At 69.3% G+C, this 23,963-nt stretch carries 22 protein-coding genes and 1 tRNA gene; 7 read left to right on the top strand and 16 right to left on the bottom strand.

What is annotated here, in order from left to right:
* Positions 1-117: 117 nt before the first annotated feature.
* The 9 genes from rplT to KGD87_RS07135 form a co-directional block, all read right to left on the bottom strand.
* A complete protein-coding gene (gene rplT, locus KGD87_RS07175; RefSeq protein ID WP_163784423.1) occupies positions 118-465 on the bottom strand; it encodes a 50S ribosomal protein L20 in 348 nt (115 codons plus the stop codon).
* A 99-nt stretch (positions 466-564) separates the two neighbouring features.
* Positions 565-771 (bottom strand): 50S ribosomal protein L35, encoded by a 207-nt coding sequence (rpmI, locus tag KGD87_RS07170; RefSeq protein ID WP_163784424.1) that lies wholly within the window; start codon positions 769-771, stop codon positions 565-567.
* A 167-nt stretch (positions 772-938) separates the two neighbouring features.
* Positions 939-2,867: a threonine--tRNA ligase gene (thrS, locus tag KGD87_RS07165; RefSeq protein WP_284666732.1), complete on the bottom strand. Its 1,929-nt coding sequence runs from the start codon at positions 2,865-2,867 to the stop codon at positions 939-941.
* Between the two features lie 74 nt (positions 2,868-2,941).
* A tRNA-Val gene (locus KGD87_RS07160) sits at positions 2,942-3,013 on the bottom strand.
* Between the two features lie 78 nt (positions 3,014-3,091).
* Positions 3,092-3,799 (bottom strand): uracil-DNA glycosylase, encoded by a 708-nt coding sequence (locus KGD87_RS07155; RefSeq protein ID WP_284666731.1) that lies wholly within the window; start codon positions 3,797-3,799, stop codon positions 3,092-3,094.
* Positions 3,796-5,028, bottom strand: a complete 1,233-nt coding sequence (locus KGD87_RS07150; protein ID WP_284666730.1) for an AI-2E family transporter — start codon at positions 5,026-5,028, stop codon at positions 3,796-3,798. Before KGD87_RS07150 ends, KGD87_RS07155 begins: the two co-directional genes overlap by 4 nt.
* Positions 5,029-5,177: 149 nt before the next feature.
* The gene (locus tag KGD87_RS07145) at positions 5,178-5,540 is read right to left on the bottom strand and encodes a PEGA domain-containing protein (RefSeq protein ID WP_284666729.1); all 363 of its coding nucleotides are present in this window, start codon (positions 5,538-5,540) and stop codon (positions 5,178-5,180) included.
* A gap of 22 nt (positions 5,541-5,562) precedes the next feature.
* Positions 5,563-6,378 (bottom strand): TP0624 family protein, encoded by an 816-nt coding sequence (locus KGD87_RS07140; protein ID WP_284666728.1) that lies wholly within the window; start codon positions 6,376-6,378, stop codon positions 5,563-5,565.
* Positions 6,379-6,497: 119 nt separating this feature from the next.
* Positions 6,498-6,833 (bottom strand): PilZ domain-containing protein, encoded by a 336-nt coding sequence (locus KGD87_RS07135; RefSeq protein WP_163781047.1) that lies wholly within the window; start codon positions 6,831-6,833, stop codon positions 6,498-6,500.
* A 218-nt stretch (positions 6,834-7,051) separates the two neighbouring features.
* On the opposite strand from KGD87_RS07135, the gene KGD87_RS07130 reads away from it, so the two are divergent.
* Entirely contained in the window at positions 7,052-7,774 is a 723-nt protein-coding gene (locus KGD87_RS07130; protein WP_284666727.1) for an FKBP-type peptidyl-prolyl cis-trans isomerase, read from the top strand.
* A gap of 1 nt (position 7,775) precedes the next feature.
* Here KGD87_RS07130 and KGD87_RS07125 read toward each other — a convergent pair whose 3' ends face one another.
* From KGD87_RS07125 to KGD87_RS07115, 3 genes are all read right to left on the bottom strand, one after another.
* Entirely contained in the window at positions 7,776-9,926 is a 2,151-nt protein-coding gene (locus KGD87_RS07125; protein ID WP_502888009.1) for a hypothetical protein, read from the bottom strand.
* A 92-nt stretch (positions 9,927-10,018) separates the two neighbouring features.
* Positions 10,019-10,222: a cold-shock protein gene (locus tag KGD87_RS07120; protein WP_163781045.1), complete on the bottom strand. Its 204-nt coding sequence runs from the start codon at positions 10,220-10,222 to the stop codon at positions 10,019-10,021.
* Between the two features lie 115 nt (positions 10,223-10,337).
* Positions 10,338-12,212 (bottom strand): M2 family metallopeptidase, encoded by a 1,875-nt coding sequence (locus tag KGD87_RS07115; RefSeq protein WP_284666726.1) that lies wholly within the window; start codon positions 12,210-12,212, stop codon positions 10,338-10,340.
* 248 nt (positions 12,213-12,460) lie between these two features.
* Here KGD87_RS07115 and KGD87_RS07110 point away from each other — a divergent pair, with 248 nt between their 5' ends.
* Together KGD87_RS07110 and KGD87_RS07105 are read left to right on the top strand one after the other, a co-directional pair.
* Positions 12,461-13,504, top strand: coding sequence for a serine/threonine-protein kinase (locus KGD87_RS07110; protein WP_284666725.1), 1,044 nt, complete (start codon positions 12,461-12,463; stop codon positions 13,502-13,504).
* A 20-nt stretch (positions 13,505-13,524) separates the two neighbouring features.
* The gene (locus KGD87_RS07105) at positions 13,525-14,061 is read left to right on the top strand and encodes a thioredoxin-like domain-containing protein (protein WP_284666724.1); all 537 of its coding nucleotides are present in this window, start codon (positions 13,525-13,527) and stop codon (positions 14,059-14,061) included.
* 13 nt (positions 14,062-14,074) lie between these two features.
* On the opposite strand, the gene KGD87_RS07100 is transcribed toward KGD87_RS07105, so the two are convergent.
* From KGD87_RS07100 to KGD87_RS07090, 3 genes are read right to left on the bottom strand one after another with little or no spacing between them, the layout of a single operon-like run.
* The gene (locus tag KGD87_RS07100) at positions 14,075-15,625 is read right to left on the bottom strand and encodes a DUF1501 domain-containing protein (RefSeq protein ID WP_284666723.1); all 1,551 of its coding nucleotides are present in this window, start codon (positions 15,623-15,625) and stop codon (positions 14,075-14,077) included.
* 11 nt (positions 15,626-15,636) lie between these two features.
* Entirely contained in the window at positions 15,637-16,314 is a 678-nt protein-coding gene (locus KGD87_RS07095; RefSeq protein WP_284666722.1) for a hypothetical protein, read from the bottom strand.
* On the bottom strand, positions 16,304-17,710 hold the full coding sequence (locus KGD87_RS07090; RefSeq protein ID WP_284666721.1) for a hypothetical protein: 1,407 nt from the start codon (positions 17,708-17,710) through the stop codon (positions 16,304-16,306). Before KGD87_RS07090 ends, KGD87_RS07095 begins: the two co-directional genes overlap by 11 nt.
* Positions 17,711-17,864: 154 nt before the next feature.
* Here KGD87_RS07090 and KGD87_RS07085 point away from each other — a divergent pair, with 154 nt between their 5' ends.
* The 3 genes from KGD87_RS07085 (at position 17,865) to KGD87_RS07075 (ending at position 21,495) form a co-directional block, all read left to right on the top strand.
* On the top strand, positions 17,865-18,788 hold the full coding sequence (locus tag KGD87_RS07085; RefSeq protein WP_284666720.1) for an SDR family oxidoreductase: 924 nt from the start codon (positions 17,865-17,867) through the stop codon (positions 18,786-18,788).
* Positions 18,789-18,901: 113 nt separating this feature from the next.
* Complete coding sequence (locus KGD87_RS07080) at positions 18,902-20,353, top strand: metallophosphoesterase (RefSeq protein ID WP_284666719.1); 1,452 nt, start codon at positions 18,902-18,904, stop codon at positions 20,351-20,353.
* 20 nt (positions 20,354-20,373) lie between these two features.
* Entirely contained in the window at positions 20,374-21,495 is a 1,122-nt protein-coding gene (locus KGD87_RS07075; RefSeq protein ID WP_284666718.1) for a heparan-alpha-glucosaminide N-acetyltransferase domain-containing protein, read from the top strand.
* Between the two features lies 1 nt (position 21,496).
* On the opposite strand, the gene KGD87_RS07070 is transcribed toward KGD87_RS07075, so the two are convergent.
* On the bottom strand, positions 21,497-21,985 hold the full coding sequence (locus KGD87_RS07070) for a VOC family protein (RefSeq protein WP_284666717.1): 489 nt from the start codon (positions 21,983-21,985) through the stop codon (positions 21,497-21,499).
* Between the two features lie 143 nt (positions 21,986-22,128).
* On the opposite strand from KGD87_RS07070, the gene KGD87_RS07065 reads away from it, so the two are divergent.
* Positions 22,129-23,883 (top strand): vWA domain-containing protein, encoded by a 1,755-nt coding sequence (locus tag KGD87_RS07065; RefSeq protein ID WP_284666716.1) that lies wholly within the window; start codon positions 22,129-22,131, stop codon positions 23,881-23,883.
* Positions 23,884-23,963: the final 80 nt, after the last annotated feature.

Raw genomic sequence — 23,963 nt, 5'->3', positions numbered from 1 at the left:
GAGGCAAAAAAAAGGGCCGCCCCGAAGAGGCAGCCCGTTCACTCATCCGGACAGGGTGGCCAGCGTCAGCCCACCACCCCACCCGTTCTGTCTCCAGCCTTGGGGGCTGGAGGTGTCTCAGGCCGCCTTCGCGATGTTGGCGACGGCCGCAAAACCCGACGGATCCACGATGGCCATGTCGGACAGGACCTTGCGGTCCAGGCCGATCTTCGCCTTCGCGAGGCCCGCGATCAGCTTCGAATAGGAGAGGCCCACCGTGCGGGCGGCCGCGTTGATGCGGACGATCCACAGGCGACGGAAGTCCCGCTTGCGCTGCATGCGGTCGCGGCTGGCGTAGTCCAGCGCCCGCTCAACCGCCTGGTTGGCGCGCTTGTAGCAGTTCTTCCGACGGCCGCGGAAACCCTTGGCCAGCTTCAAAATCCGATTACGACGACGACGGGCCTTGACGCCCTTCTTTACGCGCATGACTGCCTCACTTCGGACTGCGTAGTTTGGAAGCCCCCCGGCGCAGGCTTACTGCCGCTCCGACGAGGCCACGTAATCCCTGACTCCAGAACCGCGAAATCAGCCCCCGTAGGGGAACATCTCCTTGATGACCTTCTTCGCGTCCATGTCGCGAAGATGGCCGGTGCCGCGGCCGGTGCGCTTGGACTTCGGCGTCTTTGAGAACGTGAAGAGGTGCTTCGCGAAGGCCTTGCCGTGCTTGACCTTGCCGCTCTTCTTCACTTCAAAGCGCTTCTTCGCGCTGCTGCGGGTCTTCAACTTCGGCATCGTCCTGATCCTTCCATGCCCCGTGCCGTTGGACTTGAGCGGCAGGTGCGAGAACTCTCGAAAGATGGGGAACTTGGGCGGGCTCCCCTCGAAAGTGCGCCAAGATACTTAGGTGCAACAGGGAGTCAAGGCCCGTCAGCAAGCCGCCAGGCGTCCTGACCTCCCGATCACGGCAGGGCCGCTTCCTTCGCCAGCAGGGCCTCGAAGTCCGTCAGCTTCATCGTCTTGAGGTCCTCGCCGCCGTACCGCCGCGGCGACACGCCCTCGCCCGACACCTCGTTGTCGCCCACCACCAGGGTGAACGGCACCTTCTGGAGCTGGGCCTCGCGGATCTTCGCGTTCATCGACAGGCCGCGCTCGTCGAACTCCACCCGGTAGCCCTTCGCCCGCAGGGTGTCCCGCACCTGCCGGGCGTAGTCGTTCTGCCGGTCCGCCACCGTCACCAGCACCGCCTGGATGGGCGCCAGCCAGGCCGGGAAGGCGCCGGCGAAGTGCTCAATCAGGATGGCCGTGAAGCGCTCGAACGAGCCGAAGATGGCACGGTGGAGCACCACGGGCCGGTGCTCGGCGTTGTCCTCGCCCACGTAGGTCAGGTCGAAGCGCTCGGGCGCCAGGTAGTCCAGCTGCATGGTGCCCAGCTGCCACCGGCGGCCGATGCTGTCCGACACCGCGAAGTCGATCTTCGGGCCGTAGAACGCGCCGTCCCCGGGGGCCAGCTCGTACTGCAGGCCCAGCGACTCCAGCGCCGCCGTGAGGCCGCCCTCTGCCCGGTCCCACAGGGAGTCATCCCCCAGGCGCTCCTGGGGCCGCGTGGACAGCTTCACCGCGTAGGTGAGGCCCACCGCCTTGTAGACGTGGTCCAGCAGCTTCACGAAGCGCCGCACCTCTTCGGTGATCTGCGCCTCCGTGCAGTAGATGTGCGCGTCGTCCTGCGCGAACTGGCGCACGCGCGTGAGGCCGCCCAGGGAGCCCGCCGCCTCGTTGCGGTGCAGCACGTCCTGCGTGTGGTAGCGCAGCGGCAGGTCGCGGTAGCTGTGCTTCTTGAAGCCGTAGAACAGGTGGTGCGACGGGCAGTTCATCGGCTTGAGCGAGAAGTCATGCTCCCCCGACTCGCTGTCGAGCACGAGGAACATGTTCTCCTTGTACTTGCCCCAGTGGCCGCTGGTCTCCCACAGCCCCTTGTTGAACATCAGGGGCGTCTTGATCTCCACGTAGCCGTCGTTCTGCGTCAGCTGACGCATCCAGTTCGACAGCGTGGTGTAGAGCGTGGTGCCCTTCGGGGTCCAGAAGGCGGAGCCCGGCGAGTACGGGTGGAAGTGGAAGAGGTCCAGCTCCTTGCCCAGCTTGCGGTGGTCGCGCTTCTTCGACTCCTCGATGCGGTTCAGGTACTCCGCCAGCTGCTTCTTGTCGAAGAAGGCCGTGCCGTAGACGCGCTGGAGCATCGGGTTGCGGTGGTCCCCGCGCCAGTACGCGCCGCTGGAGGAGAGGATCTTGATGATGCCGATCTTCCCCGTGCTGGGCGCGTGGGGCCCCAGGCAGAAGTCCACCCAGTCGCCGTGCGTGTAGAGCGTCAGCGTCTTGGCGCCCTTGGCCGCGATGTCCTTGACGATCTCGACCTTGAACTTCTCGCCCTTCTCCTCGAACAGGCGCACGGCCTCGTCCATGGAGATCTCGGTGCGGACGAAGGCCATGTCCCGCTTCAGCTCGGCGTTCGCCTCGGCCTCGATCTTCTCCAGGTCCTCGGGCGTGAAGGGCTTCTCGCGGAAGAAGTCGTAGTAGAAGCCCTCCTCCGTCGCGGGACCGATGGTCACCTGCGTGCCCGGGAAGAGCGTCTGCACCGCGCTGGCCACCACATGGGCGGCGTCGTGGCGGATCAGCTCCAGGGACTCAGGGCTCTTGGGCGTGAAGATCTGCAGCTTCACGTCCTCGTCCAGCTTGCGCGCCAGGTCCATGTCCTGGCCGTTCACGCGCGCGAAGAGGGCGGCCTTCGCCAGGCCAGGGCCGATGCTCTCCCGCACGAAGTCCGCGATGGTGGTGCCCCGGGCTGTCTGCTTCTGCGAGCCGTCGGGGAGCGTCACCGTGATGATGTCGGACATACGAACCTCGGAAAAAAAGCGGGCGGCAGGCTCTTTGGAAGCCATGCCGCCCGCTGAAAGTCACTCACTGATGATGGGTCGTAGTGGGATCGAACCACTGACCCCTACCGTGTCAAGGTAGTGCTCTACCGCTGAGCTAACGACCCTTGGCGTTGCAGCCGCTTTGGTGGCGCGGGGAATAACAGCGGGCTCCCCCAGCTGTCAAGGAAACACAGAAGCCTTCATCAACTCTTCCCGCGCACCTTCGGATCCGCCAATTCCAGCAGCGCGTGGATCCGCGACATGACGGCATCGAACATCGCCGGGGTCAGCCGCCCCGTCTGCGTGTTCTGCTGGCTGACGTGGTAGCAGCCCAGCAGCGTCCGGCCGCCCGGCAGGGGCAGCGCCGCCCCATGGCCGAACGCGGGCTTGGGCGATGGCAGCGCCATCCCCTGCCGCGCCAGGGCCACCAGCGCGGCGTTCCAGCCGATGGCCCCCAGCGCGAGCAACACCCGGCCCGGCAGCAGCGCCAGCTCGCGATCCAGGAACGGCGCGCAGCGGGCCAGCTCGTCCGGGAGGGGCTTGTTGTCGGGCGGAGCGCAGCGCGCCGCCGACACGATGAAGGCGTCCTTGAGCCGGAGCCCGTCGTCCCGGCGCTCGCTGAGGGCCTGGTTCGCGAAGCCCGCGCGGTGCAGCCCGGCGTAGAGGAAGTCACCCGAGCGGTCCCCGGTGAACATCCGCCCCGTCCGGTTCGCCCCGTGGGCCGCCGGCGCCAGCCCGACGATGATGAGCCGGGCCTTCGGGTCTCCAAAGCCGGGGACGGGCAGGCCCCAGTAGCTCCAGTCGCGGTAGGCGCGGCGCTTCACCCGCGCCACCTCCTCCCGCCACGCCACCAGCCGGGGACAGGCCCGGCAGTTGGAGATCTCCTGGTGCAGCGCCTCCAGCTTCGTCACGGCGCCTTGGGCTCCCCCGTGTAGAGCCGCGTCCGGCGGTAGCGATCCACCACCACGATCAGCACCACCTTGAGGATGGCCGCCACCGGCACCGCCAGCAGGATGCCCACGAAGCCGAACAGCTCACCGAAGGCGAGGATGGCCAGGATGACCGCCACCGGCGCCAGCCCGACCTTCTCCCCCACGATTCGCGGGGTGATGACGAAGCCCTCCAGCATCTGCCCGATGACGAAGGTGGCCGCCACCGCCGCCAGCTGCCACGGCCCCTGCCACGACAGCATGAGTCCCACCAGCGACAGCACGATGCCCACGCCCGTGCCCAGGTACGGCACCATGTTGCCGAAGCCGGCAATCACGCCGATGACGATGGCCATGTCGATGCGCGCCGCGGACAGGCCCGCCGCGTAGATGACCGACAACACGCCGCCCACGATGAGCTGGCCACGCACGAAGGCGGAGAGCACCTCGTCCACCTCCGCGAAGCGCCGGCTCACCAGCCCCACCGCGCGCCGGGGCAGCAAATCCCTCACCATGCCCATCAGCCGGGGGTAGTCCTGCAGGAAGAAGAAGGCCAGCACCGGCACCACCGACAGGCCCAGCAACGTCACCACCAGCCGCGCCGTGTTGCCCGCGAAGCTCGCCAGGATGCGCGCCGCCACCGGCCCCGCGCTCTGGACCAGCTCCGACGCCTGCTTTCCCAACTCGGCGGTGCGCTGACGCACCAGGTCCGGCAACGAACGCCCCAGCAGCTCCTCCAACCTTGGCACCACCTGGGTGCTCGCGCGGTTGAAGAAGTCCGGCAGCTTCGACGCCTCCTCCCGGAACACCGGGATGAGGTACAGCACCGCGCCCACCAGCATCAGCGTCCCCGCCGCGAAGACGAGCGTCGTCCCCCACGTGCGGTCCAGCCGCCGCTTCTCCAGCGCGGTGACGATGGGATTGAAGATGTACGCGCCCGACAGCGCGAGCAGCACCGGCACCGCCACGCCGCCAAAGACGGAGAGCAGCGCGAACACCAGCCCCAGCGAGCCCACCATCACCGCCGACCACCACAGGTCGATGCGCCGGGCGTCGAACTCAGACAGGGCGCTCTCGGCCACCGCCACGGGCTCGGCGGCTTGCGCGCGGGCCGGCTCGGTCGGGGCCTTGTCCTGCCCTCGCGGCGGCACCTCGTGAAGCACGGGGGCGGACCGGGCCGGGCGCGGCACGGCCGCGGCGGCGGGTTTCACGGCGGCGGGGGGATGACCTTTCCTGCGGCGTCCGATGGCGCTCTCCTCTTCAGTCCCAGCTACGGCGGCTGCATGTCCTGATTGCACGTCACGAAAGCACAGGAAACAGGCTTTCGTGGAAGCCCGCTCGCTCTACAACCGGCGCGGCTTCACTCCGAACCGGCGCCCTTCGACCCCGAAGCCCGGAGCTGGATGGTCAGCCGCGCGCGCGCCCGGCTGGGCTCGAAGTACGTCGTATAGGGCCAGTACCCCTGCTTCTTCACTTCAATCTCGTGCAGGCCGCTGCCCACTCGCAGCGCCTTGGGGGAACCCGAGAAGTCACTGCAGAGCCCCTGCCAGACGCCATCCAGGTACACCTCCGCGTCCACGGGCTCACACAGCAGGGCCAGGTTGCCGCTGGGGTTCTGGGCCTCCGCCATCAGCTCGCGGGCCTTGAGCAGGGACTCGGGCTCCTGACGCTTCGCGCACCCAGCGAACGTGGACACCAACGACACCAGCAGAAGCTTCCGCATCAGCTCGCCGAGGACCTCGAAGTCACTGCGTGACAATCACGACCCGGCCCTCGGCCAGGAAGCGGGTGTTGGCCTCGGCGAGCGCCTTCGCGTCCTCCGAGGCGAGCACCAGGTCGGAACCCTTGGAACCCTTGGCCTTCACCACCAGGGGCTTGTCCCCCACCAGCGCGGCCTTCTTCGCCGCATCCAGGCTCTGGAACCACGCGGCCACGGCGGTCGCGGCACGGCGCTCGGTGGCCAGCGCCGCCGCGCCATACAGCGCCTTGCCACTGTCATCCAACAGGCGGGGCGCCAGCACGGGTTGCACGCCGAGCCCTCGCGCATCCACCACCAGGCCCGTGTACTTCTTCGCGCCCGCGCCGTTGATGGCGATGACGGTGTCCGTGGCGGGCGGCGAGAACAGCGACGCGGTGAGGGCCGACAGCGGCACCTCCACGTCAATCTCCACGCCACTGTCGGAGAAGAACCGCCGGGCGACGACCTTGTAGCCGCCCATCGCGGCCTCCACCCGCTCGCGGACGTCTTCGCGGGCCAGCTCGTCCGCCACGGTGCGGCCCGCGCTGACGTGGAGGCGCCCGGCCTGGTCCATGAGGTTCTGGACGGCGGACTGCCTGGCGGTCCGCTCGGCGCCCAGCCGGGCCTGTCCGGGGTTGGAGGCCTTCAGGTCGGGAGCACCCGCTCCCGTGGCCCGCAGGACCAGCCCTTCCCAATTGACGCCCGGTGCCCCCGGTGCCGTTTTCACGGCGGCGACGGCGGGCTTCGGGGCCTTCGCTTCCTTGCCCTGGCCGAACGCCGTCAGTGGCACGGCCAGCAGCATCCCCCACAGCGAGTGTCTCACGGGAAATCCTCCAGCCCCTCGTCCGATTCGCGGGTCGAGTCAGGGCAGAATGGCTTCCCATTCAACGGGCCTGCTTCCGGGGAAGTCAAGGCAGGCCACCGCGGCACGGCGGGTAGGCGTCAGTTCTCGTTGCCGTGACGGTCGACGTAGGCGTCGATCATCTTGCGGTGGCGGTCGGTGAGCAGCGTGAAGCGCACACCGGAGCGCTCGCGCTTGACTCCCAGCTCCGCCCACTCACGCACCACTTCACCCTCGGCGTAGATGATCTCCTCCGAACCCGGGAGCTGGAACTGGAGCCCGATGCGCTTGGCCTCGTGCTGAGGCTCGAGCAGCCGGGCGAGGCTCAGCCCTTCCTGGCTGATGTCCGCGGCTCGCGACATGTACGGCACGCCACCCATGTACTTGTTCAGGTAGATGTCGAGGGGCGCCCGCTTGTTCTTCCGCTTGTCGCTCATGGCTTCTTCGCCTCCGTCAGTGGTGCAACAGGTTGCTCCGGGGGTGAAGCAACCTGGATGCAGGGTAGAGGCGCGCGCTGAACTCGCAAGAAAACGGACGGCGCGCGGAGGCCTCGCGTGCTCGCTGTGCTTCCCCGGTGAATTCTTCGCGCGGGCTTGTGTCTACCGAGCGCGCGGCCACGCTCTATAGTGCGCCGGTTTTCATGAAAGGTGGATGCATGCGATCGATGTGGACGGCGGCCCTGGTGTTCGCGCTCGGCGCGACGGGCGCTCAGGCGCAGGACTCGAAGTCGGCGAAGAAGCCCGCGGCCAAGGCCGCACCGGCGACTCCGTCCGCCGCGCTGTCCGAGGAAGACCAGGAGACGCTCTACACGCTCGGCCTCTCCATTGGCCGTGACTTGTCCCTCTTCGCGCTGTCGCCCGAGGAGCTGAAGGTGCTGCAGCAGGGCCTGGCCGACGGACTCGGGGGCAAGACGTCCGACATCGACCCGAAGGACCAGGCGCAGCGGATTCAAGCCTTCGCCAAGAGCCGGCAGGCGCTCGCGGGCAAGGCCGCGCTGGAGCGCGCCGCGAAGGAGCCCGGCGCGGAGGTGCTCCCCTCCGGCGTCGTCTACAAGCAGGTCCAGGCGGGAACCGGCCGCAGCCCGCGCGCCGTCGACACCGTCAAGGTCCACTACGAGGGCCGGCTGGTGGACGGCACCATCTTCGACACCTCCGCCCGACGCGGAATCCCCGTCGAGTTCCCGCTCAACGGCGTCATCCCCTGCTGGACGCAGGGCGTGGCGAAGATGAAGGTGGGCGGCAAGGCGAAGCTCACCTGCCCCGGCAACACCGCCTACGGCGAGCGGCCCCCCTCCGGCTCGCGCATCCCGCCCAACGCCGTCCTCACCTTCGACGTCGAGCTCATCGACATCCCCGGCGACACGTCCCGGCAGCCGTAGGTCAGCGACTCAAGGCGGCCTCGGCGGCGCGGAGCAGCGGCTCCGCGCTCACCGGGGCCCCGGTCGCATGAACCATCCACAGGTCCGGCGTCACCGAACCGTAGGTGGCCATGCGTTCGAACTCGGCGCCCAGCGGCCCCTTGCGCTTCAGGTGCTCCTCAATCTGGAACGCGATGAGGTGGCCCAGCGGATAGTCGGGCAGGTAGAGCGGGTAGCTGATCATGTGGCTGTAGACGGCCAGCAGCGTGCTCCCCTCCCCGCCCAGCACCGGCGCGAAGGACTGGTTCCACACGTCGCGGGCGATTCCCACCACCGCCTCGCGAAGCTGTGCCGGCGTGGCCTCCGGGTGCGCGTACAGCCAGTGCCACACCGCCATGTCCACCCACGCGATGCCCGCGCGCTCCCACGTCTGCCACAGCTCGCCAAGCACCCGCTCCCGCTCGCTCGCCGCGTCTGGCGTGCCCAGCCCGAGCAGCGCCAGGTCGCGCGACTGGAACACGAAGGCCAGCGCCTCCGTGAAGGCGTTGTTGGGCACCCCCGCGAGCAGCGTGTGGTCCACGCCGTAGAGGCTGAACACCTGCTCCACGTTGTGCCCCAGCTCGTGCACCGCGATGTTGTAGCCCTTGTAGTCCATGCCCCCCTTCTCCACGCGCGTGCGCAGCCGGGGGAAGTCGCCTCGCCGCAGCGCCGGCTGCGCGTGCCCCGCTCCGCGCGACGCGTCCACGCGGATGCGCTCCGCCAGCCACACGGCCTTCGCCTTCGTGAAGCCCATGCCCTGGAGGATGCGCGGCAGGTCCTTCGCGAACGCCTCCGCCGTGGGGTAGCGCTTGCGCGTCAGCGCATCCAGTTCGGACTCCGGCCGCTTGCCGCCCGGATTGAAGCCCGAATACCAGAGGTCCTGCGGCTCCAGCTTCCGGCCCAGGCGCGCTTCAATCTCCTTCGCCACGCGCGGCACCAGCGGGGACTCCAGCACCTGCGTCAGCAGCGCCCGGACGCGCGCCTCCGGCAGCTCGCGGCCCAGCTCGAAGCTCCGGGCGATTCGCGTGGGCGCCACCGGCACATAGGGGTCCGCCTGACGCGCCGCCTGGAACGTGGCCAGCAGGTGCGCGTAGCGCGTGTCCGGCTCCGGTGACGCGTCCGGCTTCGTCGTGCGCGCGGGCGCATCCGCCTCCACCGTCTCCGGCGGGGCCACCGTGACGGTGTTGGTGAAGGGGTCCCAGTCCAGCCGCGGGTTGTCGATGACGGCCGCGGGAATCGTCTGGGTGACAATGCGCTCCATCACCTGGACGATCATCCGCTGCTTCAGCGCGCCCGTCGCCGCATCGGAGTAGTCACCCTTCAGCTCGTCACGCAGGTTCCAGTGGCTGATGAGCCGCAGCCCCTTGGGGAAGGGCCGCCGCCCCTGCCCATCCACCAGGTGATGCATCCAGAGGTTGTATTCGGCGATGTACAGGTTGGCCGCGGCGCTGGCGCGCGAGGACGCCTGTTCAACCTCCGCGGGGACGCGCTGGTTGAAGCGCCCGGCCAGCCGAGTCTCGGCCCACTGACGCCGCGTCCATGACGGCCCCTGCTCCACGCGCTCCGCCAGCGTGGTGAGCGGGAAGTTGAGCAACACCACGAACCCCACGCGCGCGCGGAACAAGTCCATGGTGACGTGGGCCGCCGGATTGTAAGCCGCCACCAGGGGCTCCACCGGCAGCAGCGGCCCCAGGTCCAGGTCGGTGTACCACTGGAGCTCGCGCCCGATTTCGTACAGGTGCCCGTCGAGCTGCTCGAACAGCCGCTCCAGCCGCTGGAAGGTCGCGTCGAGCGCCTTCGGGTCCGACAGGAACTGTTCACGCGCGAAGGCCGCGAGGTCTCCGTCCTCCGGCCGCCACATCGTCGCCACCTGCTCCACGCCCCGCTCGATGCGGGCCCGCTGCGCCTCACCGTGCCGCGCCACGAGCTCCGCCTTCAGGGCCGCGACGTCGAACGTGGACAGCATGGCGGCGGACTCCTTCTCCGGGACATTCACAGCGGGCGGTGCCTCGGACGCGGCGGCGGGGAGGGCGTCCGCGTCCGTGCTCGGCGGCACGGCGGGCGTGGTGGAGCACCCCAGCGCGGCGAGGACGGGCAGCAGCCAGGCGCGTGAGCGGCGGAACTTCGTCGGCATAGGCACGGAGCGCTCTCCAAAAGCACGAAGGGCCCGACCCCGTGGGGCCGGACCCTCATGCTGCATCAGAAGCAGTTCGAACGACGCTCGGCTCAGGCCGACCGGACGTTCTGGGCCTGCAGGCCCTTGGGGCCGCGGGTCACTTCGAACTCCACCTTCTGGCCCTCCTGAAGGGTACGGAAGCCATCCATGTTGATGGCGGTGTGGTGGCAGAACACGTCCTCACCACCACCGTCCTGAGTGAGGAAACCGAAACCCTTCGCATCGTTGAACCACTTCACGGAACCAGTAGCCATTTGCGCTCTTCTTCTTTCGTCACGGACGCGAATATCCGCCGTCCGGTCCTACGAGCGAACTCGCCTAGACGGCATCAATTTAAGCGGGGTCGCCCGGCGCGTCTACTCCCGTCCGTCACCAACCGCACTTCTGGCCCTGGTTCTGCGCCTGGAGCCAGGTGCGCAGCGGGCTGAAGTAGTCGAGCAGCGGACCGGCATCCATCTGCCGGGTCCCCGTCATGGCCTGGAGGGCGTCGGGCCACGGCTTGCTCGCGCCCAGCTCCAACATGGCCTGGAGCCGCTTGCCGGCCTCCTTGTTCCCATAGATGGAGCACTCGTGGAGGGCGCCCTTGTAGCCAGACGCCTCGCAGAGCGCCTTGTGGAACTGGAACTGGAGGATGCGCGCCAGGAAGTACCGTGTATATGGAACGTTTGCGGGCACATGGTACTTGGCCCCCGGGTCGAAGTCCTGCTCCGAACGGGCCACCGGCGCGGCGACGCCCTGGTACTTCTCCCGCAGCGTCCACCAGGACTTGTTGTAGTCCGCCGGCTGCACGCGGCCGGAGAAGACCTCCCAGCGCCACTGGTCCACGAGCAGACCGAACGGCAGGAAGGCAATCTTCTCCAGCGCGTCCTTCATCTGCAGGTTGATGAGGTTCTTCTCGTTCTTCGGAACGGCTTGCAGCAGCCCCACCTGCCGCAGGTAGCCCGGGGTGATGGAGAGCGTGAGCGCGTCACCAATGGCCTCGTGGAAGCCGTCGTTCGCGCCAGCCTGATAGAGGACCGGGAGCTGGTAGTAGTACGTGTAGTAGTAGTTGTGGCCCAGCTCGTGGTGGATGGTGACGAGGTCCTCCTCCGTGGGCTTGATGCACATCTTGATGCGCAGGTCGTTGCTGTAGTTCACGTCCCAGGCGCTGGCATGGCAGACGACGTCGCGGCCCTCCGGCTTGGTGAACTGCGAGCGCTCGAAGAAGCTCTTCGGCAGCGGCTTGAGGCCCAGCGAGGTGAAGAACGTCTCACCCAGCTTCACCATGCGCATCGCGTCATACTTCTGCTGCTTCAGCGCCGCGTCCACGTCCAGGCTGGCCTGTCCGGGGAAGGGCTCCACCAGCGGGTAGATGTTGTTCCACTCCTGCGCCCACATGTTGCCCAGCAGGTGCGCGGGAATCGGCTTGCCGTCGGGCACCTTGTCGGCGCCGTATTGCTTCGCCAGCCGGCCGCGCACGTAGCAGTGCAGGTCGTCGTAGAGCGGCTTCACCTGGCCCCACAGGCGCTGGGCCTCGACCTCGAACTCGGCCGGCGACATGTCGTACGCGGAGCGCCACAGCGTGCCCAGGTCGTTGAAGCCGATGTCCTTCGCGCCCTCGTTGGAGATGGACACCAGGCGCTCGTACAGCGGCCGCATGGGCCGGGCCACGGAGTGCCAGCCCTGCCATGCGTCCAGCAGCTCGTCGTAGTCGCGGCTCTCCGCGATGACGTCGGACAGCACCTCCAGGTCGCGGCACTTCCCCTTCCCGTCCGGCCCGCAGTACTTGCCCTTGCCGTAGAGGCCCTCCAGCTTCGCCGCCGTGGCGGCCAGCTCCGACCGCTTCTCCGCATCCGACGGCGCCGGCAGCGCCTGGGACACCTTGAGCAGGTGCAGCATGCGCGCGGTGTCCGCGTCCAGCGTCAGGCCGACGAAGCGCCGCGCCTCCTTGATGGCGCCGTTGACGTAGGCCAGCACCTCTTCGTTGACGAAGGCGGCGTTCTGCTCGGTGTCGTCGGTGATGTGCGTGGACTTGATCCACTCCGCGGTGGCCTGCTTCGTCCACAGGCGCTTGAGGTCCGCGTTCACCTTCTCCGCGAAGGCCTTCGCCTCTTCCGGCGTGGGCTGCGACGCGGCGGCGGGAGACTCGGCGGGCGTGGGCGCCTCGCGCGTCACTTGTGAATCCTGGGCACACCCCAGGAAGGCGGGCAGCGCCATGGCCGCGGCCGCACGCAGGAGGGAATTCAGGGGACGTTTCCGGTTCATGGCCGCGGACCGTAGAAGAACCCGCGTCTGATGACACCCCGAAACTGGGCGCTCCCCTGCCCCTGGAGGCACCGCACTGTCGCGAAGCTCGCACTCCACCGACGCGGCGCGACACGCAGGAGATGGACCCGCGCTCACGGCTGCCTCGCTCGCCCCGCCTCCGCCCGGCCGGAGACCTTGCGGGCGGTGCACCCCTGCCGTCCGTGTCACCCGGAGGCGTTACACCTTCGTCCATGTTGCTCGGCCACATGAAGGACCCGCGTTGGCCCGCGTCCGAAGAAGCGCTGGCGCACGCCCGCCACTTCCTGACGGAGCTGAAGGGACACCGCGTGGTGGTGGCGCCCCACCCCGGTGTGGATGGGCTCGCCGCGGCGGTGCTGGCAATCCGCGCGCTCCAGGCAGTGGGCGCGCGCGTGACGGCGCGGGTACCGGGCAAGGGCGAGCATGCGTTCTCGCCGGTGTTTCAGGAGCGCCTGCGTGCGGCGCCGCCCGATGCGTTGGTGGTGCTCGAGATGCTGGCCCCGTGGGACGACTCGAGAGTCCCTTCGGCTGCTCCCACGCTCGTCGTGGCGCCGCGGGCAGAGGCGGCCACTGCGCCTGGCTCCATGGTGCTCTCCGCGAGGGACCTGGAGCCCGCGGTCAACTGCAGCCTGCTCACCTATGCGCTCGTGTCGCCCCAGGTCGTGCCGGGCCCGCTGGAGTGGCTGGCTGTCCTGGGGACCGTGGCGGCGCAGGGCGTGGATGCCCCCATCCCGTTCCTCAAGGACGCGCTCCGTCGCGCCGGACGCACCGCCGTGACGGAGTCCGTGGCCCTGCTGAACGCGGCCCGGCGGTCCTCGCGGTTCGCCGCGCCGCAAGCGCTGGAGGTCCTCCTCCGTGCGGGGAGCGCCACGGACATCACCCGGGGAAATGTCCCCGGCGTCGACACGCTGCATGACTGCCGGCTGGAAGTGCAGCGCGAGGTGCTGCGGTGCTCGAAGACGCCGCCGCGCATCGCCAGTCCCGTGGCCTTGCTGCTGTTCAGCTCGGAGGCCCAGGTCCATCCGCAGGTCGCGGTGCGCTGGGCCCAGCGGCTCCCCGAGCACCTCATCATCGCCGCCAATGCGGGCTACCTGCCGGGCCGCGTGGACTTCGCCGTGCGCAGCCACGTGCCGATGGACCTGGACGCGCTTCCGCCGAACACGCGAGGGGGCAGCCTGTCCCGGGAGGAGTTCCTCCGCTTCGCCGCCCGCCTGGGCTTCAAGGGCCTGCGCGACATCGACGTGGAGCGACGGGGCGCATTCCCCGGCTGATGCGGTATGACGCGGCCGTGATGCCCCGTCCTCTCCTCCCCCTCCTCACGGTCCTCGCGCTCACCGGCTGCGGCGACACCCCTTCCGACGATGGCGACGCGTGTGAGCGCTTCAGCTTTCCGCTGTCGGAGCCGAGCCCCTCACACCACCTCGACACCTGTTCGAGCGACGGGTGCGGCAACGGGGAGAACCCGCCCAACTCCGGCCTCCACTGCGGCAACGTGGCTCCGTGCGGGCTCTCCTCCGAGCCCGTGGCCCCCTGCCTCTATGTCCACAACCTGGAGCACGGGCACGCGGTGTTCCTCTACAACTGTCCGGACGGGTGTCCGGACGAAGTGGCGAAGCTTCAGGCCGCGGCGGCGGCGGCGCCTCGCGGTGGCAACGGCGTCCGCCGGGCCCTGGTGGCGCCGGCGCCCCAGCTTCCCCGGCGCGTGGCCGCGATGCTGTGGCGTCGGACGTACCTGGCTGACTCCGCGGACCCCGACGCCCTTCGCTGCCTGATGCAGCTCCAGGACCGCGGTGCGCCGGAGCCGGGGCTGACGTGCCCCGCGCCCTGAGCCGCACGTGCCGTCACGTGGGCAGGAAGCCGCTCGCATCGGGCAGCCCACTGCCGGAGGTATCGACGCCCATGGCCGTCAGGATGCCGGAGAAGATGTCCGCCTCGTTCGACTCCCGCTTCCCCTGCGCGGGCGCTCCCGTGCGCGGATCGAAGCCGTAGGTCAACGTCGTGTGCGGATCGATTCCGCCCAGCACGGTGTTGCCCCGGAGCATGGGTGAGAGCATCAGGAAGCCATTGTTGAGGTCATGCCCGGTGCCGAACTCCGTGGCATTCAACGCACGGGGCCGGGTGCGGCCGAACTCCGTGGCGACATAGATGAGCGTGCGGTCCCAGAGGCTCTCACCGGACTCCGCGTCGAACGGCTCCGCCTTGAGCAGGTCGATGAGCCGGTCCACCACGCGCAGGACGCGCGCCCACATGAAGGCCTGCCCGGTTCGGTGGTCGTTGTGGCTGAAGTCGAAGGCCAGCGGCGGGTTGGCGATACCCGTCTCCCCGCCCACCGCGACGTTGAACGAAGGCCCCAGCGTCACCGTCACTGACACCCGGTGCTTGAGCAGCAGGAAGGCCAGCGCCGCCTGCCCTTCCACCGGATCCGTGAAGTAGTCCGGGAAGGCCGCGCGAAGGCGCGCTCCGTCCGGGGAGCTGGACAGTCCGTACTCGGACAGGGGAATCCGCGGCGGCGCGTCCGGCAGCACGTTGAGGCGGTTGATGAGGTCCTTCAGCTCCAGCGCGGGCTGCCCGACGCCGCGCTGTTCATTCCACCGCCGGAGCGCGGGCGCGTTCTCGAACGTCTGACCGAAGACGGACCGCGCATCGAGCGTGTTCCGCGTCTGGCGCGCCAGGGCCACCACGTCCTCCGGCGGCACGTCCTTGAGCCCCTTGCGCCCGTCGAGCCCCAGGGGCCACAGCGACGGGTTCGTCACCACCTCGCCGTAGCAGTGCGCGGGCAGGGAGGCGTCCGTCCCCCGCTCGGCGTACCCGCCCATGCCCATGTTCACGTTGGGGATGGGAAACCCCGCGCCGTACTGCAAGGCCACGCACTCCTGCAGCGTCCTTCCCCGCCACGCCGAGTTCCCCGTCAGGCTCCGCTTCTGCGCGATGACGTGGTTGACCGAGGTCCCCACCGACGTCGCCACCAGCATCGACGCCTTGTGCTTCGTCACGAAGGGCAGCTGGTCCGTCCTCACCGGCACGGGGATGTTTCCAAGCCGCGGACTGCTCACCTGAACCGCCCTGAAAGGCGAGTCCAGCACGCCCTGCACCTGACCGTCCGCGAACGTGTTGAGCCGGGCCGCATCCGGCCCCGCCTCCGACGCCCGGACCGCCAGGAAGCTGTCGATGATGGAGGCGCCGCCCGCCGCCCCCACGACGATGAGGAATCGGGGCTTTCCGTCGAGCCGCGCCTGACGGGCTCCGCCACGCTGCCCCAGCGAATCGGGCGTATCGAGCGCCTCGCGGCACCCTGTCAGCAGCGGCCCCAACACCGTCGAGCCCGCGGCGCACAGCGACAGCGCCCTCACCAACTCCCGGCGCGAGAGCCGGCCATCTTTGCGAAGTGACATGGGAGGCTCCTTCAGAAGAAGACGGACTCAGCGGAGGAGAGGACGGCGAAGCAGACCGCGGTCATCCAGTCGCGGCCGGGGCGCGTGCCGCCCGCCGCTTCGATGTCCGCGGCGAGCTGAATCCAGGCGTCCACCTCCTCCGCCTCGGCGTCACGCTGGAGGCCGCGTTGGTAGAGCGCGTGGATGGCGGCTCGGACCGGCGGCCCGGCCCGGTCCTCCAGCCGGCCCTGGGCATCCAGACCGACGCCCTTGAAGAGGACGGCCGCCGTCGGCGCGCTCACATCGAGCGCGACGCGCTGGGTGCAGCCCGCCAGGGCCATTCGCTCCACGGCGATGGGCGTCGTCACCCCCGTGACGGGCAGTGGCTCATAGAAGCCGCTCTGGTACGGCTCCACGCCGCCCAGCGTGACGGTGTGGACGAACGTCGCGCACGGGTACTGCCCCAGCTCGTTGCACAGCCCCGCCGGAGGCAGGTCGAGCGCCGCCGCGAAGTCCGTCGTCAGCCGTTCGGGCCCCTTGAAGCGAAGGTTGTTCCGGGTCGACCTGGCGACAGCCACGGGCGTGCCCGCGTCCGATTCGTTCCCCTCAGGAGGGACTCCGGCATCCACGTCCAGCACCGTGGCAATCGGCTGCCGCGTGCAGCCAGCGAACGCGAGCACCGCCATGACCACCAGCGTTTCAGGGCGCACCGTAGGCCTCCGTGCGAATCAGGTCATGAAGCATGCGCTGCACGCTGTACTGATGCGTGTCCTTGAAGCGCCGCCACAGGGTGACGAACTCGGCCTGCTCCTCGGCCGTCGGCGGGTGACCCACTAGCAGCTTCCAGTAGTCGGTGACGGCGGCGCTGGCGAAGGCGTCGCTGTTGGCGCCGACCTGGGCCCACTCGACCAGGTCTCTCACGGGCTGGCCCAGCAGGAAGCCGGACTCCGGTATCTGGGTGATGTCGGGCGCCTCGGTGCTGAAGTACCGCTCGATTCGGCCGGGCACGTAGCGCGCCGAGGCGGCGCCGGCGATGCCGTTGTAGTTGCGGAAGGGATAGCTCAGCGGGTCCAAGGTCGCATGGCAGGCGGCGCAGGCCGGCGCCTGGACGCCCTTGGCGTCGTAGTCCCGAGGCTCACCGGGGATGCTGTAGAGCCCCTCCTGGAGCGCGATGTCGAGCCCCAGGTAGGCGCGGTAGCTCTGCGACGCGGCGTTCCGAGGCAGCGCGGTGAACATCACGAAGGACGTGAGGCTCCACGCCGACGTGAGGTTGCCGGCGCGGCGGCCCTCCTCCACGAACTGAGAGGGCAACGACGGCGTCGCGGTGTAGCGCGTGGGCTCCGTCTGACGGCTCACGAAGTACGTCGCCGTCATCACCTCGCGCGCGTCGTGGTGGTCGAGCTGGGCGTAAGCGTAGAGCGCGTAGTCGTCGTAGTAGTCCGCGAGCGGAATCGGGCCCGCGTCCTCGCCCGACTTGATGGAGCCCACCGGACGAATCTTCGGGTGGGCCAGCTTCCAGAGCTGCCCGTCCTTGCCTCGCCAGAACTCGCTGCCCGTGCAACGCTCCAACTCCGCGTCGATGAACTCGCGCTTGCTGTCATCCCCGCGCGCGGCGAAGGCCTGGAGCTCCGCGTAGGTCGGCGACCGTCCGCAGAAGTCGAGCAGCACGCGCCGGTAGGCGAAGCGCAAGTCGTAGCGGCAGATGTCGTAGCCGGGGTTCTGCCCCGCCACGCAGTCCCCGGGCTCCGAGGCGGGCACACTGGCCGGGTCCGCGGGCAGCGTGCCGCGCAGCAGCTCCTCCACGTTCGTCACGCCGTCGCCATCCGCGTCCTCTGGCTCGACGGCGCGCAGCGCGGCGGGCAGGGCCAGGGAGAAGCCGCCATCCGAGAGCGGCCTGGGCGCACCGGGCGCCAGGTGGGGCTCCAGCGCGGCGCCGAAGACGTTCCGCTGCGGCGGGGCCGTATGGCAGAGCGTGCAGGCCGGCTGCTGTCCGGTACAGGCCGGCGCCGAGGGATACGTGGCACAGACCACGCCTCCCGCTGGCGGTTTGGCGAGCGCGGCCCACGGCAGACAGAGGACGGCGCCCAGGATGAGTCGTCGAATCACGCAACCTCCTCGCGAGACGTTGAACAGATGAGCCGTGAAAAGGTTGCGGTGCGTTCTTGCGCGAACCGCGCCAACTCGCCCAATCATGACAAGAGGTGTCAACAATCCTCCGTAGGCTCTCCCCGTGGTGCGCACATTCCAGGAGGAAGCAGGCATGCGGGACATGAAGGATTCGCTGAAGGGACGCGTGGCGCTGGTCGCGGGCGGCACGCGCGGGGCGGGCCGGGGCATCGCGGTACGGCTCGGCGCGGTGGGCGCCACCGTCTACGTCACGGGCCGGACGACTCGAGCGCAGCGCTCGGAGCAGAACCGGCCGGAGACCATCGAGGACACCGCCGAGCAGGTGACGGCGGCGGGCGGGCTGGGCATCGCCGTGCAGACGGACCACCTGGTGCCCGAACAGGTCCAGTCCTTGGTGGAGCGCATCGACCGGGAGCAGGGCCGGCTCGACGTACTCGTGAACGACATCTGGGGCGGCGAGCACATCTTCGAGTGGAACAAGAGCGTGTGGGAGCACTCGCTCGACAAGGGGCTGCGGCTGCTCCGGCTGGGCGTGGAGACGCACCTCATCACCAGCCACTTCGCCCTGCCGCTGCTCATCCGCCGCCCGGGAGGGCTCGTCGTCGAGGTCACCGACGGCACCGCCGACTACAACGCGACGAACTACCGCATCTCCACCTTCTATGACCTCGCGAAGGCCTCAGTCCTCCGGTTGGCCTGGAGCCAGGCGCGGGAGCTGAAGCCCCATGGCGCCACCGCCGTCGCGCTGACGCCGGGCTGGATGCGCTCCGAAGGCATGCTGGAGCACTTCGGCGTCACCGAGCAGAACTGGCGCGACGCCACGGTGAAGGAGCCCCACTTCGTCATCTCGGAGACGCCGGCCTATGTCGGCCGCGCCGTGGCCGCGCTGGCCGCTGACGCGGACAAGGCCCGGTGGAACGGCCAATCCCTGTCCAGCGGCCAGCTCGCGCGCGTCTACGGCTTCACGGACCTGGATGGCAGCCAGCCCGATGCCTGGCGCTACGTCGTCGAGGTCCAGGACGCGGGCAGGCCCGCCGACGCCACGGGTTACAGGTAGACACTGTCCAAGGTGGGTCTTCCAGGACCGCAGCCCAGGTGCTATTGATTTCCTCGTAATACTAGTTTTGCGGCCATTTCAGTCCGCAACACCCCCCTTGCGAGGAGACACCTTTGAGACACCTGAGAACCGCGGTCCCCGTGGCACTGCTGGGCCTGCTGGCGGCGTGCGGCGGCCCGGTGGAGTCGCAGCCCGAGGTCGCCAGCGCCGAGTCCGCGCTGAACTGCGCCTCACTGAGCCGGGCCGTCCATCACCGCATCAAGCCGTCCACCGGAGACAGCCTCTACACGCTCAACGCGAACGAGGCCGCCAACGCCGCCACCACCTGGGGCTACACGGAAGACCGGGGCGTGGCGTTCCTCGCCGCGGCCTCCACGGGGACGGGGCTGTCCCCCGTCTACCGCATCTACAGCCCCAGCCGGCAGGAGCACTTCTGGACCATCGATGAGGCCGAGCGGAACGACCTCATGCAGAACGGGGGCTACACGACGAACGAGAACGTCGGCTTCTACGCGTCGAAGACGGCCGCGGCGTGCCTCGTCCCCGTGTACCGCTTCTCCAACACCACGCTGCGCAAGCACCGCTTCGCCATCACCGAGGCCCAGCGCGACGCGCTCGCCTCCGCCGGCTGGGTCAACCAGGGCATCAAGTTCTACGCCGCACCCGAGTCCGCGCCGCCGGTCGACACGAAGTTCACCTTCGCCGTCATCCCCGACACACAGAACGAGGTCCTCACCACCCCCCCCACGCGGCTCGTCCACCGGTACCAGTGGCTGGTGACCAACCGGGCCTCGCTCGACCTGCGCTTCGTGCTGCACACGGGCGACGTCGTGAACTGGGACACGCCGGACCACGTCCAGTACGTGCGCGCCAGCGAGGCCACCGAGCTCCTGGACGCCGTCGGCCTCCCCTACGTCTACGCCATTGGCAACCATGACACGGCGGCCGTGTGCCCCGGCGGAAGCGCCTGCCCCGGCAACGTCAACGCCAACCTGCGCGACACCTCCACCTTCAACGCGCATTTCCCGCTCACGCGCTTCACCGCGCTGCAGGGCGTCTATGAGCCGGGGAAGATCGACAACTCCTACCACACGTTCTCCGCGGGCGGCCTGGACTGGCTGGTGCTCAACCTGGAGCTGTGGGCGCGCACCGGCGCCGTCGACTGGGCGAAGACGGTGCTGGCGCAACATCCGCGTCACAACGTCATCGTCAACACCCACTCCCACCTGAACGGCGGCGGCGCCATCGAGCAGCGCAACGGCGGCTATGGCAACAACAGCCCGCAGTACGTGTTCGACCAGCTCATCAAGCAGTACGCCAACGTGCGGTTCGTCTTCTCAGGGCACACGGGCAACGCCGCGTACCTGGCCAGCACGGGGGTCCACGGCAACGTCATCCATCAAATCCTGACGGCGTATCACGAGAACACCTCGAACCTGACGCGGCTGGTGGAGGTGGACACCGCGGCCAACACGTTCTCCACGCGGGTGTACTCGCCGATGACGAACGCGGAGAAGCAGGACGGCTCCAAATTCACCATCAGTAACGTGAGCTGGGTCCGCTGATGCTTTAGGGTAGGCGGTCCGTGACGTCCACGCCCGCCTCCCCTGCCCTCGTCTCCCGTGATCGCATCCGAGCCATCGACTGGCTCCGGGGCATCGCGGTGCTCTTCATGGTCCAGACGCACACCCTGGCCCTGCTCATGCCCGAGCTGCGGCAGAGCGAATGGGTCGCGCGGCTGCTGCGCGTCGACGGGCTGGTGGCCCCCGCGTTCATCTTCTCCGCCGGCTTCGCCACCGCGCTGATGATGGTCCGCAGCGCCGCCAGCGGCGTGCTCCGCGAGCGCGTCCACCGCAACCTCCGCCGCGCTGGCGAGGTGCTCGCGGTGGCCACCCTGGTCAACTGGGCGTGGTTCCCCCTGCTGCGCGAGCCGCAGTGGCTCTTCCGCATGGACATCCTCCAGTGCGTGGGCCTGTGCCTGCTCACCGTCCTGCCGGTGGCCGCGCTGCTCTCCGCGCGCCCCAAGGTGCTGAGCACCGGCGCCTTCGTGCTGGCCATGGCCACCTTCGCCGTGTCGCCCCTGGGCGAACAGGTGGATGGCCCCTGGGCCACGCTGACGGAGAAGTCCTCCTTCGCGCCCTTCCCGCTGCTGCCCTGGCTGGGCTACGCGTGGCTGGGCGTCTTCGCGGGAACGGTGGCGGGCGCCTGGGGCCGCGCCGGGCTCATCAAGGCGCTGCTGGTGCTGATGGGCCTGGGCTTCACCGGCGCGGTGCTCGGTGACTTCCTCTACGACCTCTACCCGCCCCACCGCTTCTTCGTCGCCAATCCGTCCAACGCGGCGGCGCGCTTCGGCTGGGTGAGCACGGTGCTGCTCGTGTTGACGTGGCTGGAGGCTCGAATCCCCCCGGACGCGGCGCCGTCCAGGCTGCGGCGCTTCGTGGAGGTGTTCGGCACGTCGTCGCTGTCCGCGTACTTCTTCCACGAGATGCTGCTCTTCTACCAGGTGGGCGGCGTCTTCTCCTTCCAGCGCTTCTGGGGAGACCGCAGCGGCTGGGGCCAGTACTGGGTGCTGACAGCCGTCATCATCGGCCTCACCTTCGTCCTGTGCGTCGCCACGGACCGGCTGGAGCGCGTGCTGCGGCCCGCGCTCCGGACCCTGTCGGGGCGGCTGTTCCGGCAGGGCCCACACGCCTCCGCCGGACGCTGACTCAGGGGCCCGCGGCGGAGAGCGACTCGAAGGCGGCGATGACCTCCTTCGGCGCCTGCACCAGCTCGATGAGCACGCCCTCTCCGCCGAAGGGGAACTGCTCGCTGCCCTTGGGGTGGATGAAGCAGATGTCGAAGCCCGCGGCGCCCTTGCGGATGCCGCCGGGGGCGAAGCGCAGGCCCTGGGACTCCAGCCACCGCACGGCCCCAGGCAGGTCGTCCACCCAGAGGCCCACGTGGTTGAGCGGCGTCTCCTGGACGCGGGGCTTCTTCTCCGGGTCCACGGGCTGCATCAGGTCCACCTCCACCTTGAAGGGGCCCGCGCCCGCGGTGACGATGTCCTCGTCCACGTTCTCGCGCTCGCTGCGGTAGGTGCCGTGAGGCGTCAAGCCCAGCAGGTCGACCCAGAGCTTGCGGAGCGGCGCCTTGTCCGCGCCTCCAATGGCGATCTGCTGGACACCCAGAATTCGAAATGGCCTGGCGGTCTGCATGGCGCGGCACCCTGTCAGACGGGGGTGCTCCAGACAAGGACACCCGGCGCGGGTGTTCGCCGGAAAATTCATCCGGCTGTAGACCCATTTTCTCGGGCCATGCGTTTTCGGGAGGCGACCTACTCACCGACCTTGGAGCCTCGATGTCCCCCTTCTCGCTGAAGCGCCAACTGACTGTCTGGGGAAGTGCCCTGCTCGTCGCCGGCACCCTGCCCGCATGCCACAGCCGCAGCCCCGCCGCCGACGAGCGCGCCACCGTCGAGCGGCCCGCTCCCGCGGCCCCGCAGGCCAGCGCCGCGCGCGTCCAGGAGTACGAGGAGTCCACCAGTGACCGGGACATGGCCGAGCCCGCCGTGGGCACGGCGACCCCCGCGGGTGCCCCGCCGCCGCCCGCGGTCGCCAGGCCCATGCCGCGCTCACCGGCGCCGGAGGCCGCCAAGCGACGCGAAGCGCGCCCCATGAAGTCGGAAGCCGACGCCTTGGCGGGCGCGCCCATCAAAGGCCAGCCCCGGGACGACGCCGCCCCCGCGGGCGGCAACACCTTCGAGGCCTGGAAGGCCAACGCCTTCATCGAGACGGCCAAGGACCCGCTCTCCACGTTCGCCGCGGACGTGGACACCGCGTCGTACACGGTGTCGCGCCGCTACCTCGTCAACGGCCAGCTCCCGCCCGCGTCCGCCGTCCGCGTGGAGGAGTTCGTCAACTACTTCAAGTTCCGCTACGCGCCCCCGGAGACGGGCGCCTTCGCGGTGCACCTGGAGGGCGCGCCCTCCCCCTTCAATGCCCAGCGCCACTTCCTGCGCGTGGGCGTGCAGGGCAAGGTCGTCTCGCGCTCGCAGCGCAAGCCCGCGCACCTCGTGTTCCTCGTGGACACCAGCGGCTCCATGCACTCGGAGGACAAGCTGCCCCTCGCCGTGCAGGCCATCAAGGTCGCCGTGAAGAACCTCAATGAGAACGACACCGTCGCCATCGTCACCTACGCGGGCAACACCCGGGACGTGCTGCCGCCGACGCCCGCCACCGACGTGAAGCGCATCCACGCCGCGCTCGACTCGCTCACGGCCGGTGGCGGCACGGCGATGGGCTCCGGCATGGAGATGGCCTACCGCCACGCGGTGAAGAAGGCCTCCGGCAGCGTGGTGTCCCGCGTCATCGTCCTCACCGACGGTGACGCCAACATCGGCCGGAACGTCAGCGCCAACGCCATGCTGGACAGCATCCACAAGTACACGGCGGAGGGCGTCACCCTCACCACGGTGGGCCTCGGCATGGGCAACTACCGCGACGACCTGATGGAGAAGCTCGCGGACAAGGGAAATGGCAACTGCTACTACGTGGACAGCCTGCGCGAGGCGAAGAAGGTGTTCGAGACGCAGCTCACCGGCACGCTGGAGGTCATCGCCAAGGACGTGAAATTCCAGGTGGAGTTCAACCCCGCCGCCGTCCGCCGCTACCGGCTGGTGGGCTATGAGAACCGCGACGTCGCCGACCACGACTTCCGCAACGACAAGGTGGACGCGGGCGAGATTGGCGCCGGCCACAACGTCACCGCCGTGTACGAGGTGGAGCTGACCGGTGAGGCCACCCAAGCGCTGGCCACCGTCCGCGTCCGCGCCAAGGCGCCCAATGGCACCGAGGCCTCCGAGCGCGAGTTCCCCTTCGAGCGCACGAAGCTGCGTGAGACGCTGGCGCAGGCATCGCCGGACTTCCGCTTCGCCGTCGCCGTGGCCGCCACCGCGGACGTCCTCCGCGACAGCCCCTCCGCGGAGGGCTGGAGCCTGGCCACCGCCGAGAAGCTGGCCGCGGGCGCCACCGAGGGTGACGCCGACCGCAAGGAGTTCGTGCGGCTGGTGACGCAGGCCCGCGCCCTCAAGGGCGCCTCCGTCCAGGGCCGCTGACACCGGGGCACAAGCCCGCATGCACGTCGGGGTGGAGGGTGCCTGGGACCCTTCCACCCCGTTGCCGTTTGCCGGGGTAT

It is taken from the genome of Myxococcus sp. SDU36 (assembly GCF_030168875.1).
Lineage (GTDB): Bacteria > Myxococcota > Myxococcia > Myxococcales > Myxococcaceae > Myxococcus > Myxococcus vastator.
Note: the sequence above shows the minus strand (reverse complement) of the source record. Positions and strands in the feature narration are given on the sequence as shown.